Source organism: Luteibacter sp. OK325, from assembly GCF_003050935.1.
Taxonomy (GTDB): Bacteria; Pseudomonadota; Gammaproteobacteria; order Xanthomonadales; family Rhodanobacteraceae; genus Luteibacter.
The window spans coordinates 44,630-59,978 of sequence record NZ_QAOX01000001.1 but is presented as its reverse complement, the minus strand read 5'-3'; the positions used below and the strand labels follow the sequence as shown (position 1 = coordinate 59,978).

Below are 15,349 nucleotides of genomic sequence, written 5' to 3'. Positions count from 1 at the left end.
GCATGCGCCTCGCGTTCCTGCTGGTCTTCTGCAGCGTTCTTTCGGCATGTGGGTCCGCACCGTCGCGTGACGCGTCGGTGGATACCTTGATGAAGCGCTACGACGGCGACGGACCGGGGGCGTCGCTCCTGGTGATTCGCGATGGCGTGCCGCTGGTGCGGCGCGGATACGGCTTTGCCGACGCGGAACACCGTGTACCTGCGTCGCCGCAGACCGACTATCGACTCGCTTCGGTGACCAAGCAGTTCACGGCGACGGCTATCCTCCTGCTCGCCCAGGACGGCAGGCTCTCGCTCGACGATCGTGTCCGGCGCTGGCTTCCGTCGCTACCGGCCGCTGCCGACGCGATCACGCTACGCCAATTGTTGAGCCATCAGGGCGGGTTGATCGACTACGAAGACATCATGGCTGCCGACACGCGCGTGCCGTTGCGCGACAGGGATGTGCTCGCGTTGCTGGAGAAGACCGACCATCTCTACTTTGCGCCGGGTACCTCGTACCGCTACAGCAATGGCGGTTACGCGATGCTCGCGCTGGTCGTGGAGCGGGCCTCCGGCATGCCATTCCAGGATTTCCTGCGTCAACGCATTTTCCTGACGCTGGGCATGACGAATACGCTCGCTTATGTGACCGAAGGTCCGTCCGTGCCGCATCGCGCTTTCGGTTACAGCGAAGAGGGCGGGCACTGGGTGCGTACCGACCAGAGCATGACCAGTTCGGTGCTGGGCGATGGTGGCATCTATTCGTCGATCGACGACCTGGCGCGCTGGGATGCCGCGCTGTACGACAACCGATTGTTGAGCGATGCGTCGCGCAAGGCGGCCTTCACGCCGTGGACGGCGACGGATGATCCCACCGTGGCATACGGCTACGGCTGGCGGATGACCGGTGAGACGTTGTGGCATTCGGGGGAGACGATCGGGTTTCGCAACGTGATCGTTCGTTACCCGAAGCGGCACCTGACGGTCGTCCTGCTGAGCAACCGAAATGACCCTGAGCCGTACAGGACGGCGTTGGCGATCGGCGACCTGTTTCGCTGAGGCGCCCCTGAGGGCTTGTGCCTTATCATAGGCAGTCCCCGCGACCGCACGGATCCCCCATGTCCACGTTCCGCTTCGCCCTGGCCCAGTTCGACTTCCCGGTGGGTGCCACCGCCGACAACGCGCGACGGGTCAAGGCGCTGGCCGACGAGGCACGCGACCGCCTGGGCGCCTCGCTGGTTGCCTTCCCCGAACTGACGCTTTCCGGTTACCCGCCGGAAGACCTGCTCCAGCGGCCGAGCTTTCTCGATGCCTGCCATCGCGAGCTCGGCGCTCTTGCGCCGACCATCCAGGGCATCTCCGCGATCGTGGGTTACCCGGATTCGCAGGGCGAGGTGTTCAACGCCGCGTCCCTCATCCGCGAAGGCCAGATCGAGTGGACGTACCACAAGCAGGAACTGCCCAATTACACGGTCTTCGACGAGAAGCGCTACTTCCAGCACGGCCAGGCCACGCGTGTGTTCACCATCGACGGCGTCAACGTCGGCATGCTGATCTGCGAGGACATCTGGGAGGCTGAACCCGCCGCCTATGCCGCGCAGGCCGGCGCCGAGCTGATCCTCGTCATTAACGCATCGCCCTGGGACCGCCGGCAGGCCGCCACCCGCGAGGCGCTGCTCAAGCAGCGCGCGCGCGAAACCGGCCTGCCGATCGCCTATGTGAATCTCGTCGGCGGCCAGGACGACCTGCTTTTCGATGGCCATTCGCTGCTGGTCCAGGCCGATGGCGAGGTACTCGCCCGTGCGCCGTCGTTCGAGGAGATGCTGCTCACGGTCGAATTCGACACGGAAACCAGGCGTCTGGTCGCTATCGACTGGCCCACCGCCGACACGCGCTCCCCCGAAGCGATCATGTACGCGGGCATCGTCCGCGGCATCCGTGACTACATCGGCAAGAACCACTTCTCCGGCGTGCTGCTCGGCCTGTCCGGCGGCATCGACTCCGCACTGACCCTCGCGCTCGCCGTGGATGCACTGGGCAAGGACAAGGTCACCGCGGTGATGATGCCCACGGTCTACACCTCGGATCTTTCGCTGCGTGAAGCCAAGGCCCAGGCCGAACATCTCGGCGTCGAATACCACGTGCTGCCGATCGAAGGCATCTACGAGGCCTTTACCGGCGCGCTGGCACCCGTGTTTGCCGGTCGCAACCCGGACATCACCGAGGAAAACCTGCAGTCGCGGACCCGCGGCGTCCTGCTCATGGCCATGTCCAACAAGACCGGCAAGCTGCTGCTTTCCACCGGCAACAAGAGCGAGATGGCGGTCGGTTACGCCACGCTTTACGGCGATATGTGCGGTGCGTATGCCCCGTTGAAGGACGTCTACAAAACCACGGTTTACGCCCTGTCGCATTGGCGCGCGGCGATCGACGGCGCCATCCCGATGGCCGTGATCGACCGCCCGCCGTCGGCCGAACTGCGCCACGAACAGACTGACCAGGACTCCCTGCCGCCCTACGACGAGCTGGACGCGATCCTCGAGCAGTTCATCGAAGGCGAAGCCTCGGCCGAGGACATCATCGCCGCCGGCCACGACGACGCCACCGTGCGCCGGGTGATCCGCATGGTCTTCATCAACGAGTTCAAACGCCGCCAGGCCGCCCCGGGGCCGCGCGTCACCACCAAGGCCTTCGGCCGCGAGCGTAGGTACCCGATCACCTCTGACTGGCGATAAAAGCGCTGCGGGAGGGCTCGCCTTCGGCCTTGCGTTTTGCGCTCGCGGTGCGGCGCAAGAGCCGGCGGGTGCCACCCTCGGGGCCACGACTGCGGCGACCCGCTAGGGAAGGGCCGCCCAAAAGCGGCCGTGTACTTATTGCCCTGCGGGCCGGGTCGGGCTCCGCCTGGGGGTTTTCGACGCGACTCCTGTCGCGCGAAAACGGCCGGCCGTCCTGGCCGGCCCCCTGACGGGCCTTGTCCAGTCGGAGCCCTCGCCTACGCTACCGGCCCCGAGGGTGGCACCCGCCGGCTCTTCCCCACGGCGAGGCGTCATGTGGAAAGTGCACCGCTGGCGATCGTGATGGGCAAGGGGTCGTGCGGTGCCGCCATGCGGATCGGCAACACATCGTACGGTGTCGCTATGCGCTTGCCGCTGCTTGCCGATCGCTTTGCGCTTTTGGTTGTTGCCTGTCGCCGCCTTTCCTTGGCCGCTTACCTTCGGGTTGTTGCCGTCAGGTGCGGTTGTCGGACCAGCGAGGCACAGCGTCAGTGGAGCCCGGGCGGGCGGGAGTCATGCATCACACGGTACTTGCCGCGGCGAGGCGTAGCGCGTGTCGCCTGCTAAGGAACAGTCGCCCCTCGGAGTGCGAGCGGTGCGCTCGACCCCACGAACCTCAGGATCCGGAAGAGCCGGCGGGTGTCACCCTCGGGGCCGGTAGCGTAGGCGAGGGCTTCGACTGGACAAGGCCCGAAGGGGGCCGACCCGGATGGTCGGCCGTTTCCGCTAAGGCAGGATGCCGATTCGGAAACCCCCAGTCGAAGCCCGACCCGGCCCGCAGGGCAATCGATAAACGGCCGCTTTTGGGCGGCCCTTCCAAAGCGGGTCGCCGCAGACGTGGCCCCGAGGGTGACACCCGCCGGCTCTTGCGCCGCACCGCGCGCGCAAAACGCGATGCCGAAGGCGAGCCCTCCCAAAAAGCGCGAAGAACAAAAAAGCCGGCTTTCGCCGGCTTTTTCTTTTTGAGCGATGACTCAATCGGTCAATGGTGACCCGAGAACGGAATCGCCTTGCGCCAGATCGACGGGCTGTGCGGCCACGATGGGTCGGTCAGGTAGGGGTGGTTCGGGTAGTTCAGGGCCAGCACCTTGCGGGTCTGCTCGGCCAGCGGCTTACGGTCGAGGGCTTCGTAGCTGCGCGTGAGGATAGCCAGGGCGTCGGCGGTCTCCGGCGACTGCTGGTAATGCTCGACCACGTACTGCGAGCGGTCCGCTGAAGCGATATACGACTTCGTGCGCAGGTAGTACTCGGCCACGTTGATCTCGAACTGGGCCAGCTGGTTGCGCAGGAAAATCATGCGCTGGCGGGCGTCCGTGGCGTAGGCGCTGTTCGGATACCGGCGGGCAAGCTGGCTGAAATCGTCGAACGAGGTCAGGTTGAAACCCTGGTCCCGACGGGTCGAAGCCGTGTTTCCACGCTGCAGGTAGCGCTCGATCAGGCCACCGGTCCGGTCGAAATTGATCATGCCGCGCAGGTAATAGGCATAATCTGCATGCTTGTGGGTCGGAAACGTCTTGATGAAGCGATTAATCGTGGAGTACGCGTCGTCCGGCTTGTTGTCTTTGTACTGCGCGTAGGCCAGTTCGATCTGGGCCTGCTCATTGACGTCACCGGACGGGAAGCGCGCAATCAGGCGCTGGTAGCCCTTCTCGGCGGCTGAATAGTCCGAATACTCCAGCGAATTGTGAGCCGTCGCATAGAGCCGGTCTTCCGGCATCGTGTCGATCGTCTCCTTTTTGCTGCGGAACATCGAGCAGGCGCTCATCGACAGGGCGAGGACGAGCAGAATGGTGATCTTAGTTACACGCATTGAGAGAGTTCGGATGCTTGAGCGAAAAGGCATGATAGCCGAAACCGGCCATGGGCCGGGCGGGGCGGTATGACGACGTTACGACATGAAGCCCTTGTGCCGGTGACGGCGGCTGGACGGCGTTTCGACCAGACCGTGGCCGAGATGTTCCCCGATTATTCCCGATCCCGCCTCACGGGGTGGATCAAGGACGGGAAAGTGTTGCTGGACGGGGCCCGCGCGGCGCCGCGGCAGCTTGTCCGGGGCGGCGAGAAGGTCGAACTGGAGGCGGAGCTGGAGAACGAGGTCCACGCCCAGCCGGAGGACATCGCCCTCGACATCCGCTTCGAGGACGACGATCTGATGGTGGTCGACAAGCCCATGGGCCTGGTGGTCCACCCCGGAGCCGGCAATCCCACGGGGACCATGCTCAACGCCCTCCTGCACCACAATCCGGCGCTGGCGGAGCTGCCACGCGGCGGCATCGTGCACCGCCTGGACAAGGACACGGCGGGGTTGATGGTGGTCGCCAAGACCCTTGCAGCGCATACGCGCCTGGTCGAAATGCTCTCGCTGCACGAGGTGCGCCGGCAGTACGAGGCCGTCGTGCTTGGCACGATGGTGGCTGGTGGCACGGTGGATGAGCCGATCGGGCGTCACCAGCACGACCGGCTCAAGCAGGGCGTTCGCGACGTGATCGACGGTGGCAAGGAGTCGGTGACCCATTACCGCGTCCGCGAGCGCTTCCGCGCCCACAGCCTGATCCAGTGCAACCTGGAGACGGGGCGTACCCACCAGATTCGCGTGCATATGGCCCATATCGGCCACCCGCTGGTCGGTGACCAGCTGTACGGCAACGGCCTGCGCCTCCCGCGCGGCGCCAGCCAGGAGCTGATCGATGCCTTGCGCGGCTTCCGTCGACAGGCGCTGCATGCGGAGAAACTGGGTTTCGACCATCCGATCACGGGTGAATACCTGGAGTTCGACTCACCGCGTCCAACCGATCAGGACGCGCTGATCGAGGCACTGCGCGCCGATACCATCCTCCATCCGATCGAGGACTAAGGGTGGAAGGCGACTGGATCGTTCCGGACTGGAAGGCGCCGGCCGGCGTCGGCGCGGCCGTTTCCACACGATGGGGTCCCGGCGTCTCGGAGGGCCCCTATGGCCGGCTGAACCTGGGACTGCGCTCCGGCGACGATCTGGCCGCGGTCGAAGTCAACCGGCGGGCCCTGGCCGAAGCGCTGGAGCTATCGGCACCGCCCCTGTGGCTGCGCCAGGTGCATGGCATCGCGGTGATCGAATCCACCGCCGCCGGGGACGACGAGCCGGTGGCGGACGCCTCGGTGGCACGGGGTCCGGGCCAGGCGTTGGCCATACTCACCGCGGACTGCCTGCCCGTGCTGTTCGTCTCGGCCGACGGCCAGACGATCGGTGCAGCCCATGCCGGCTGGCGAGGGCTGGCGGCGGGCGTACTGGAAAACACGGTCGCGACGATGGCGGCTGATGGGGTGCAGGCCTGGCTCGGCCCGGCTATCGGTGCATCGTCGTACGAGGTAGGCGAGGAAGTGCGTGCGGCCTTCGTTGACGGTGATGCCTGCGCGGCGCTGGCCTTCGTCTCCACCCGACCCGGTCATTGGCATTGCGACCTTTACCTTCTTGCGCGGCGCAGGCTGGCGACGGCCGGCGTGTCGCAGGTATCGGGTGGCGGTTTCGACACCCTCACCGACGAGCGGCTCTACTCGTACCGCCGCGATGGCGCGAACAGCGGTCGTTTCGCGTCGCTGATCTGGACCGACGCCTAAGGCGCCGTCATCGGCGTCTGCACGTAGATCTCCGGCTTCACCTTGGGCGGCTCGGTAAGTGCCTGCAGGAAAGCGTTGCGCCAGGTGGTGATGTCGTTGCGTTCGAGCACGTCCATCATCGACTGCCAGCGCATGCGGCGCTCCTTCAACGGCATCTCGAGGGCTCGCTTCAGTGCCTCGGAGACCTCGTCCAGATCCGACGGGTTGACCAGCAAGGCCGCATCAAGCTCCTGGGCAGCCCCGGCAAAGCGCGACAACACCAGCACGCCAGGGTCCTGTGGATCCTGGCAGGCGACGTATTCCTTGGCGACCAGGTTCATGCCGTCGCGCAGAGGCGTGACCAGGCCGACCTTGGCCACGCGAAAGTAGCCCGCGAGCACCTTATGGGCGAATGATTTGTTCACGTAGCGAATCGGTACCCAGTCCGGCTCGGCGTACTGGCCGTTGATATGACCGGCGCTGCGTTCCAGCTCGCGACGCAGCGAGCGATACTCGGGCACATCCGAGCGCGACGGCGGGGCGATCTGCAGCAGTGATACGCGTCCGCGCATTTCCTTGTAGTCGCGCAGCAGGCGTGCAAAACCCTCGAATCGCTCGGGCAGGCCCTTCGAATAATCCAGGCGATCCACGCCGATGATCAGTGAGCGATCATCCACGCTCGCCCTGAGCTTGGCCACGGCACCGCTGTCTTCCGCGCGATGGGCCAGTTCCACTGCCTCGGCGGTATCGATGCTGATGGGGAATACGCCAGCGCGGAAGATACGCCCGTTGGCCGCGCGGATGCGGCCACCCGTGCGCATGGCCGCGCCCAGTTCGTGCAGGAAATAATCCTCGAGGGCGCGAAGATCGCGCTGCGTGTGCAGGCCGACGAGATCGTACGAGGCCAGTGGTTCGAGCAGCTCGCGATGCCGGGGCAGGGTGATCAGCAAGCCTGCCGCCGGTAAGGGCGTATGCAGGAAGAAGCCGATCCGGTTCTCGACACCGAGCTCGCGCAGCATCGCCGCCAGCGGGATCAGGTGATAGTCGTGTACCCAGATGATGTCGTCTTTCTTGAGCAGCCTGGCCACGCGCTTGGCGAACATCCGGTTGACCCGGAGATAGCCTTCGAGATGGTCGCGACGGTAGTCGACGAGGTCGGCGCGATAGTGAAAGAGCGGCCAGAGGGCACGATTGGCGAAGCCACTGTAATAGTCGTCGTGGTCCGCCTTGGACATGTCGATGGTGGCGTAGCTGATGTGGCCGTCGGCCACCTCATGCAATTCCTTGCCGGTCTCGGCGGCGATGTTACCGCTCCAGCCGAACCACAGGCCGCCCATTTCCTGCAGCGCCGCGTTCATTGCGGACGCCAGTCCGCCGGTCTGCGTCTGCTTCGGTAGCGCGACGCGATTGGAAATGACGACTAGTCGGCTCATGTTGCGCTTGCGGCTCCTTGCGACAGCCTGGCTTTCACGGAATCCAGCCAAGCATGAACGTCGGCCGGGGTAGACAATGTGAACGTCGCGTGTGACGGTGTTCTTGCGCCTATGCGAACAGAAGCGCCGCCGTGGGCGTTGACCACCGCGAAGCCGTGCTCGTCGGTGAGATCATCACCGAGATAGACGGGGCGTCGATCCCGGAACGGCGCCTCGTCGAGGAAGGCGGCAATCGCTACGCCCTTGTCCATGCCGCGTGGCTTGAACTCGAATACATAGCTGCCCGGTTGCAACTCGAAGCCAGGGAATCGCTGGGCAATCACCGGCGCGCGGCGAGCCAGTTCCGGCTCGTACTCCGGGCGTTCGCGACAATGCAGCGCGACCGACCAGCTCTTGTCCTCGACCCGTACGCCAGGCAGTTCGGCAGCGACCGCGTGGACCGCCTCGCGTAGGCGGGCCAGTTCCGCCGGATCCACAGGAACCGTGATCACCCGCCCCGTCGCGTCGCGTCGTTCCAAGCCGTGTTGGCCGGCGGCGGCCCAGTGTGGACGGCCGAATATCCGGTCCAGCCCGTTGATCGCCCGTCCGCTGACCAGTGCCATCGCACCACCCAGCGCCGTATGGATCGCATCCAGGGTATCGAGCAGGCCGTCGGCAAGGGCGACCCCCTCCGGATCATCAGCGAAGGCGAGCAGGGTGCCGTCCGCGTCCAGGAACAGGGCCGTTCCGGAGTCGATCAGGCCCGGAGCGGGGCGGGGCAGGGTGTCGCGGCTGGCTGTCACGGTGGCTCCATGGGGCGGCGATCCCCCGAGGATGCCGCGTGTAGTGTGAAAAAAGCGGAGGACGACCTGTTGCGCTTGCCTTTCACTGTTGAAGGAGCACGCTTTAACCCGCATCTGTTTGGCCAGAGGCGGTCGCGGGGAGGGCCCGGGGCGCGCCAGAACCTTTGGGAGAACCATCGATGCGTATGGACAAACTCACGTCGCGATTCCAGCAAGCGCTGGCCGACGCCCAGTCGCTGGCTGTCGGCCGCGACAACAACATGCTCGAGCCGGCACATGTGCTGGCCGCGCTGCTCGACCAGCAAGGCGGCTCGACCGGGCCGCTGCTGACACAGGCTGGGGTTAACGTGCCCGCCCTGCGCCAGCGGGTGGGCGAAATCCTCGACCGACTGCCTCGCGTCAGCGGCGAGGAAGGCAACATCAATCTCGGCAACGATCTCAATCGCCTGCTCAACCTCACCGACAAGCTTGCCCAGCAGCGCGGCGACCAGTTCATCGCCAGCGAGCTGTTCGTGCTCGCCCTGCTGGAGGATCGCGGCGAGGTCGGCGGCGCACTGAAGGCCGCCGGTGCCACGAAGGAGCGACTGGAAGCGGCGATCGACAAGCTGCGCGGTGGTGAAAAAGTGCAGTCGGAGAACGCCGAAGAGCAGCGCCAGGCGCTGGAGAAGTACACGATCGACCTGACCGAGCGGGCCGAGGTCGGCAAGATCGATCCGGTGATCGGTCGCGACGAGGAAATCCGTCGCACCATCCAGGTCCTGCAGCGCCGCACCAAGAATAATCCCGTACTCATCGGTGAACCCGGTGTGGGCAAGACAGCCATTGTCGAAGGCCTCGCGCAGCGCATCGTCAACGGTGAAGTGCCCGAAGGCTTGCGCGACAAGCGCGTGCTCTCGCTCGACATGGGCGCGCTCATCGCCGGCGCGAAATTCCGCGGCGAGTTCGAAGAGCGCCTGAAAAACGTGCTCAACGACCTCTCCAAACAGGAAGGCAGGGTCATCCTCTTCATCGACGAACTGCACACGATGGTCGGGGCGGGCAAGGCCGATGGCGCGATGGACGCGGGCAACATGCTCAAGCCGGCGCTGGCGCGCGGCGAGCTGCACTGCATCGGTGCGACGACGCTCGACGAATACCGCAAGTACGTCGAGAAGGACGCCGCGCTCGAACGCCGCTTTCAGAAAGTCTACGTGGGCGAGCCCAGTGTCGAGGACACCATCGCGATCCTGCGTGGCCTGAAGGAGCGCTACGCCGTTCACCATGGTGTCGAGATCACCGATCCGGCGATCGTCGCCGCGGCCACGCTCTCCGCGCGCTACATTCCCGACCGCCAGCTGCCGGATAAAGCCATCGACCTGATGGACGAGGCCGCGTCGCGCATCCGCATGGAAATCGACTCCAAACCGGAAGAACTCGATCGCCTCGAGCGCCGCCTCATCCAGCTCAAGATCCAGCGCGAAATGCTCAAGAAAGAGCAGGACGACGAATCGAAACAGCGCCTGGCCACCCTCGAGTCCGACATCGAGAAGCTCGACCGCGAGTTCTCCGACCTCAACGAGGTGTGGAAGTCGGAAAAGGCCATGCTCCAGGGCACGACCAAGGTCAAGGAACAGATCGAGGCCGCGCGCCTCGAACTCGAAGCCGCGCAGCGTCGCCAGGATTATGCGGCGATGAGCGAGATCCAGTACGGCCGCCTGCCGGCGCTGGAGGCGCAGCTCGCCGCGGCGCAACAGGCGGAGAAGCAGGAGTTCACACTGCTGCAGGACCGCGTTACGGCCGAGGAGATCGCCGAAGTGGTCGCCCGCTGGACAGGTATTCCCGTGGCGAAGATGCTCGAAGGCGAGCGTGAAAAGCTCTTGCAGATGGAAAGCGCGCTGCATTCGCGCGTGGTCGGCCAGGAAGAAGCGGTGAAGGCGGTCTCGGACGCCATTCGTCGTGCCCGTGCGGGACTGTCCGACCCGAGCCGCCCCTATGGCTCGTTCCTTTTCCTCGGCCCGACCGGCGTCGGCAAGACGGAGCTGTGCAAGGCGTTGGCCGATTTCCTCTTCGATACGCAGGACGCGATGATCCGCATCGACATGAGCGAGTTCATGGAGAAGCATTCGGTGAGTCGCCTGGTCGGCGCGCCTCCGGGTTACGTCGGTTATGAAGAGGGCGGCTACCTCACCGAAGCCGTTCGTCGCCGTCCGTATAGCGTCATCCTGCTCGACGAAGTGGAAAAAGCGCATCCGGATGTCTTCAACATCCTGCTGCAGGTACTCGACGATGGCCGCCTTACGGATGGCCAGGGTCGCACGGTGGACTTCCGCAATACGGTCATCGTGATGACCTCGAACCTGGGATCGAACCTGATCCAGGAGCAGGCCGGCGACAGCGAAGCCGACTACATGCAGATGAAGGCATCGGTGCTCGGTGTGGTGCAGGCGCACTTCCGTCCCGAGTTCATCAACCGCCTCGACGATCTGGTGGTGTTCCGTCCGCTCGACAAGAAGCAGATCCGCTCGATCGCGCGCATCCAGCTTGCCTACCTCGGCAAGCGACTGGCCGAGCGCCAGCTCGGGCTCGACGTCACCGATCGGGCACTGGACCTGCTCGGTTCGGCAGGCTTCGATCCGGTCTATGGCGCGCGTCCGCTGAAGCGTGCGATCCAGCAGCAGTTGGAGAACCCGCTGGCACAGCGGATTCTCCAGGGCCTGTTCACGCCCGGGCAGACCGTGCGCGTGGATTCGGACGGCAACCACCTCAACTTCGAGGCGGTCTGACCACCGCTGGCAGGGCAGCTCTGTGTGGGAGCCGATTCATCGGCGATGCTTTCGCTCGGTAGGAGCCGATTCATCGGCGATGCTTCTGCTCGGTAGGAGCCGATTCATCGGCGATGCTCTTGCTCGGTGGGAGCCGATTCATCGGCGATGCTTTCGGCCGTGTCGCCAGCACCCTTCGCCGATGAATCGCCTCCTACAAAGAGCAGGCCACGCTCAGAACCTGAAGCCCACCTTCGCGTACATATACCGTCCGTTGAAACCGAACGGCGACAACGCCGAGTACTGCAACCCACTGGCAAAGTCCTCACCGGTGTCGGTCCTGCTCACGCGGGTCGGGTACTGGTTGGTCAGGTTGTCCACGCCAACGGTGAAGTTCCACGCATCAATGGCGTATCCGACCGAGGTATTCAACAACCATCGCGCCGAGAACACCTGGTCCGTCGTCGGGTCGGTATTTACGCGGGTAACCGAGCCGTAGCGGGTGAGGTCGCCATGCACGTTGAATCCCGCGATGGCCCAGTCCGCGCCGACCAGGAACTTCGTGCGTGGCGTGGCCTTGGTCAGGATGCCCTGGCTCGACCGACCGAACAGCTCGATGGGATCGGTCGAATTGGCTTGCAGCACTTCCGGCGTCGCGCTTACCGAGAGCACCTTCACCTGGTTGTAGTTGCCGCTCACGAGCAGGTTCACCTGGCCCCACGACGTCGTCGGGATGCGATAGTTGAGCACCAGGTCCGCACCACGCGTACGTGTTGCCGCCGCGTTGGCGAAGTACTGGATCGCGGTGACCTGCTGGCCCGGCACGATGCTGTTGAAGTACGTGGCAAGTAGCGGGTCGGTGAGGCTGATCGTGTCGGAATAGAGGATCTGGTGCCAGATGCGGATCTGGTAGACATCGAGCGTCGCGCTGAAATCGGCGATCGGTTCCCACACCGCGCCGATGCCGTAGTTCACCGACTTCTCGGGCTTGAGCGCCTTGGCTCCCAGCGCAATCGCTGCCGGATCCGACGTACGGTAGGTGCCCGTCTGCGCCAGCTGGCCGGTGCTCGGGTCGATGATCGTCACCACCGACTGGTAGTTCTGCTGGGCCAGAGACGGTGCGCGGAAGCCGTTCGACACCGTGCCACGCAGGGCGAAGGTCGGGGTGAACTGGTAACGCCCGGAGATCTTGCCCGAGCGAGTGGAGCCCGCGTCGCTGTAGTGCTCGTAACGCCCCGCGATGCCCGCGGAGAACTTGTCGGTGATGTCGTTTTCGAGATCGGCGTAGAGCGCTTCGCTATGTCGGGTGAAGCTACCGGCGGCCTCGGGAGACAGTCCGGGGAATACCTGCGATCCGCCCGCGTAAGGTGTTGTCGTACCCGGGATGAGGGTGTCCTGGTCGAAGAAGTACGACGTGGGATCTCCCGCATCGATCTGGTACTTCTCCTTGCGATACTCCGCACCAAAGGCGAGCGTCAGCGGGTTCTTCAGCCAGCTGACATTGAGATCCTTGCCGATGTCGATGTTGGCCAGGGCCTGCGAGTTCTTGAACGTGCCGGCGTTGAAATACGTCGGCGACGAACCCGTGGTGTAGAACAGGTTGGTGTTGACACTGTTCTGGATGTCAAAGCCGAGGTTGTTGATGCCGTAGTTGCCGGAGGCGTCCCAGCGCCATCCGCTATCGGTGATCCCCTTCACCCCGAGTACGGCGCTGGTGTCGTTGGTATGGTTGACGATCTGCGGAAGAAATCCGTTGGGATAGATCTCCGGCACGTTGCGCGCGTTGGCGGCGGCACGGTAGTAACCGTTCGAGGTGACGTCGCGGCGACTCATGGTGAGGAAGCCGTAGACATCGACGTTGTGCGCCACTTCGTACTGGAAGTTGGTCAGCGCCTGGTAGGTCTTCACCGCGGGGTCGCCGTAGCGCTGGTGGGCCACGTTGCCATCGGCGGCTTCTTCGGGTGTGTACAGCGAGAGCGGCGAGCGCCGGTTGGTATTCATTGAATCCTGGTAGTTCCAGGCCACGCGCAGCCAGCCCTTCGCATCCGCGCCCTTGCCGCCCAGGTCGATGCCCATGGAGCCATCGGTTCCGTTGGTGTCACCATCGTGCTTGCTCATGGTGCCGCCATTGATGTTGATGCTGTTCTTGCCCTCGCCGGCACCGTGCTTGAGCACGATGTTGATCACGCCAGCGATGGCATCGGAGCCGTACTGCGCGGCCGCGCCGTCACGGAGAACTTCAATGTGGTCGATCGCGGAGATCGGAATGGAGTTGAGGTCGGCGGGTGCGGCACCGCGGCCGACGGAGTTGTTGTAATTGACCAGCGCGGACGTGTGGTAGCGCTTGCCGTCGACCAGCACGAGCGTGGCGTCGGGTGACAGACCACGCAGGCTCGCCGGACGGATGGCATCGTTACCGTCGTTGATGGCCGGGCGCGGAAAGTCCAGCGAGGGCAACAGTCTCCCCAGTGCGGTAGCGAGGTCGGTCGCGCCGCTGGAGGTGAGGTCCTTGGGCGTGAGCACGTCGATCGGTGACAATGATTCCGCTTCGGTGCGGTTGGTACTGCGCGTACCGGTCACCACCACCTGATCCAGCTGGCGTGCTTGCCTGGCGTCCGGGGGTGGCGTCGCGTCCTGGGCGTAACCGGGCGTCACGATCATGAGTCCGAGGGCGGGGAGCCAGAAGCTGGCCGCCGGCTTGCGTCGAGAGGTCTTGCCTGTCGTCATCGATGGGTCCCCAAGGCGAGCTACGCTCGCAGGGCGGGAGTGCCCCGCGGACGCGGTCGAAATGCCGCGCTGGGATCGACGCTAGGCATTCTCGCTGCGGTGCGTCAACAGATTCGTCACGCGCGCGCCATAATGGTGAAACAATGGCATGGATATCCCTGTTTTTAAGGTGTTGGCACGGAGCTGGCTTATTTCACTCCATTGGTGCAACGCAAAAGTATTCCGGCCCGGAGCTTCCGGGCAGATAATCGCCGGCTAACGTTCAGAGAACCGCCCATGCCCATCTATGAGTTCCAGTGCAAAGCCTGCGGACACCGTTTCGAGCGCTTGCAGAAGATGTCCGACGCCGATCCCACGGTCTGCCCGACCTGCGGCGAATCTCAGGTGGGTCGCATGCTCAGTGCGCCGCAGTTCCGCCTGGCCGGCGGCGGCTGGTATGAAACCGACTTCAAGAAGGACGGGGACAAAAAGAAGAATCTCGCAGAGGGCTCATCCGGCGCGCCTGCACCCGCGCCCGCACCCAGCTCCGCCCCGGCAGCGGCAGCCCCGGCGCCCGCGCCCGCTGCGGCTCCCGCACCGAGCAGTAAGGGCGGTTCCGGGCCGTCCTCGCCCTGATCGGGCAGGACCCGTGTCCCCAGGCATCAACTTCGTCATTTCGTTCAAAGCCCGTTGCAATTTCTTGCGCTAGCGTACGCCTCCCGATCGAATGACAAAGGAGTGTGTATGCGTGGTGTGCTGGGTGGTCTTGCCCTGATGGCGATGGCAGTGACGATGAGTGCGGTGTCGCCGGTCGCTCAGGCGCAGCGTGGCAGCATCGATTGCGGGAGCCGGGATAACAAGCCGGGACGTTGCCCGGTTTCGTGGCGCGACGCGCAGCTGGTCCGACAGGAATCGAAAGCCGGCTGTGTCCGCGACCAGACCTGGGGCTTCGACCACGGCACGATCTGGGTCAATCGTGGCTGCCGCGGCATCTTCGCCGAGGCCGGTGGCTGGGGCGGTGGTCGCCCGGGTGGCGATGATCGCCCCGGTTGGGACAACGGTCGACCGGGTTGGGACGATAGCCGGCCGGGTCCAGGCCCGGGCTGGGGTGGCGGCGGTCCGCAGCGCACGATCGACTGTGGCAGCCACAATGGTGGCTACGGCCATTGCGATGTCGATACGCGTTACGGGCGTCCGCGGCTGATTCGCCAGAACTCCGATGCACGCTGCCAGGAAGGCTACAGCTGGGGTGTCGACCGCGACGGTATATGGGTCGACAAGGGCTGCCGCGGCATCTTCTCCGGGGGCGGTCGCTAAGCGCCGGAACGCCGGGCGGGGCCCCGGGTCGTGGTACGATCC

11 protein-coding genes are annotated in these 15,349 nt (G+C 64.8%); 7 read left to right on the top strand and 4 right to left on the bottom strand.

Annotated features, from left to right (window positions below; genetic code table 11):
- Positions 1-2 precede the first annotated feature (2 nt).
- Together C8J98_RS00285 and C8J98_RS00280 are read left to right on the top strand one after the other, a co-directional pair.
- Positions 3-1,040 carry a serine hydrolase domain-containing protein gene (locus C8J98_RS00285; protein WP_107909826.1) on the top strand — a complete coding sequence of 346 codons (1,038 nt, stop codon included), beginning with the start codon at positions 3-5 and terminating at the stop codon, positions 1,038-1,040.
- A gap of 59 nt (positions 1,041-1,099) precedes the next feature.
- Positions 1,100-2,716, top strand: coding sequence for an NAD+ synthase (locus C8J98_RS00280; protein WP_107909824.1), 1,617 nt, complete (start codon positions 1,100-1,102; stop codon positions 2,714-2,716).
- Positions 2,717-3,737: 1,021 nt separating this feature from the next.
- Here the strand turns inward: C8J98_RS00280 and C8J98_RS00275 are convergent.
- Positions 3,738-4,565 carry an outer membrane protein assembly factor BamD gene (locus tag C8J98_RS00275; RefSeq protein ID WP_107909822.1) on the bottom strand — a complete coding sequence of 276 codons (828 nt, stop codon included), beginning with the start codon at positions 4,563-4,565 and terminating at the stop codon, positions 3,738-3,740.
- A 69-nt stretch (positions 4,566-4,634) separates the two neighbouring features.
- Between C8J98_RS00275 and rluD the strand changes: the two genes are divergently transcribed.
- Together rluD and pgeF are read left to right on the top strand one after the other, a co-directional pair.
- Entirely contained in the window at positions 4,635-5,609 is a 975-nt protein-coding gene (rluD, locus tag C8J98_RS00270) for a 23S rRNA pseudouridine(1911/1915/1917) synthase RluD (protein ID WP_107909820.1), read from the top strand.
- Positions 5,610-5,611: 2 nt separating this feature from the next.
- Entirely contained in the window at positions 5,612-6,349 is a 738-nt protein-coding gene (gene pgeF, locus C8J98_RS00265) for a peptidoglycan editing factor PgeF (protein ID WP_107909818.1), read from the top strand.
- On the opposite strand, the gene otsA is transcribed toward pgeF, so the two are convergent.
- Together otsA and otsB are read right to left on the bottom strand one after the other, a co-directional pair.
- Positions 6,346-7,761, bottom strand: coding sequence for an alpha,alpha-trehalose-phosphate synthase (UDP-forming) (gene otsA / locus C8J98_RS00260; protein WP_107909816.1), 1,416 nt, complete (start codon positions 7,759-7,761; stop codon positions 6,346-6,348). The genes pgeF and otsA overlap by 4 nt on opposite strands.
- The gene (otsB, locus tag C8J98_RS00255) at positions 7,758-8,543 is read right to left on the bottom strand and encodes a trehalose-phosphatase (protein ID WP_233260057.1); all 786 of its coding nucleotides are present in this window, start codon (positions 8,541-8,543) and stop codon (positions 7,758-7,760) included. The genes otsA and otsB overlap by 4 nt, the downstream gene beginning before the upstream one ends.
- Positions 8,544-8,722: 179 nt before the next feature.
- On the opposite strand from otsB, the gene clpB reads away from it, so the two are divergent.
- On the top strand, positions 8,723-11,305 hold the full coding sequence (gene clpB, locus C8J98_RS00250; protein ID WP_107909814.1) for an ATP-dependent chaperone ClpB: 2,583 nt from the start codon (positions 8,723-8,725) through the stop codon (positions 11,303-11,305).
- 213 nt (positions 11,306-11,518) lie between these two features.
- Here clpB and C8J98_RS00245 read toward each other — a convergent pair whose 3' ends face one another.
- Positions 11,519-13,945: a TonB-dependent receptor gene (locus C8J98_RS00245; RefSeq protein ID WP_107911058.1), complete on the bottom strand. Its 2,427-nt coding sequence runs from the start codon at positions 13,943-13,945 to the stop codon at positions 11,519-11,521.
- A 342-nt stretch (positions 13,946-14,287) separates the two neighbouring features.
- Here C8J98_RS00245 and C8J98_RS00240 point away from each other — a divergent pair, with 342 nt between their 5' ends.
- Both C8J98_RS00240 and C8J98_RS00235 read left to right on the top strand, forming a co-directional pair.
- The gene (locus C8J98_RS00240) at positions 14,288-14,626 is read left to right on the top strand and encodes a zinc ribbon domain-containing protein (RefSeq protein ID WP_107909812.1); all 339 of its coding nucleotides are present in this window, start codon (positions 14,288-14,290) and stop codon (positions 14,624-14,626) included.
- Between the two features lie 108 nt (positions 14,627-14,734).
- Complete coding sequence (locus C8J98_RS00235) at positions 14,735-15,307, top strand: DUF3011 domain-containing protein (RefSeq protein WP_107909810.1); 573 nt, start codon at positions 14,735-14,737, stop codon at positions 15,305-15,307.
- The last annotated feature ends 42 nt before the right edge of the window (positions 15,308-15,349 follow it).

Excerpts from the sequence above, each read along its gene's own strand:
- otsA (WP_107909816.1), bottom strand. The coding sequence starts at position 7,761 with ATGAGCCGACTAGTCGTCATTTCCAATCGCGTCGCGCTACCGAAGCAG.
- C8J98_RS00280 (WP_107909824.1), top strand. The coding sequence starts at position 1,100 with ATGTCCACGTTCCGCTTCGCCCTGGCCCAGTTCGACTTCCCGGTGGGT.
- C8J98_RS00285 (WP_107909826.1), top strand. The coding sequence starts at position 3 with ATGCGCCTCGCGTTCCTGCTGGTCTTCTGCAGCGTTCTTTCGGCATGT.
- clpB (WP_107909814.1), top strand. The coding sequence starts at position 8,723 with ATGCGTATGGACAAACTCACGTCGCGATTCCAGCAAGCGCTGGCCGAC.
- C8J98_RS00235 (WP_107909810.1), top strand. The coding sequence starts at position 14,735 with ATGCGTGGTGTGCTGGGTGGTCTTGCCCTGATGGCGATGGCAGTGACG.
- rluD (WP_107909820.1), top strand. The coding sequence starts at position 4,635 with ATGACGACGTTACGACATGAAGCCCTTGTGCCGGTGACGGCGGCTGGA.
- C8J98_RS00245 (WP_107911058.1), bottom strand. The coding sequence starts at position 13,945 with ATGATCGTGACGCCCGGTTACGCCCAGGACGCGACGCCACCCCCGGAC.
- C8J98_RS00240 (WP_107909812.1), top strand. The coding sequence starts at position 14,288 with ATGCCCATCTATGAGTTCCAGTGCAAAGCCTGCGGACACCGTTTCGAG.
- C8J98_RS00275 (WP_107909822.1), bottom strand. The coding sequence starts at position 4,565 with ATGCGTGTAACTAAGATCACCATTCTGCTCGTCCTCGCCCTGTCGATG.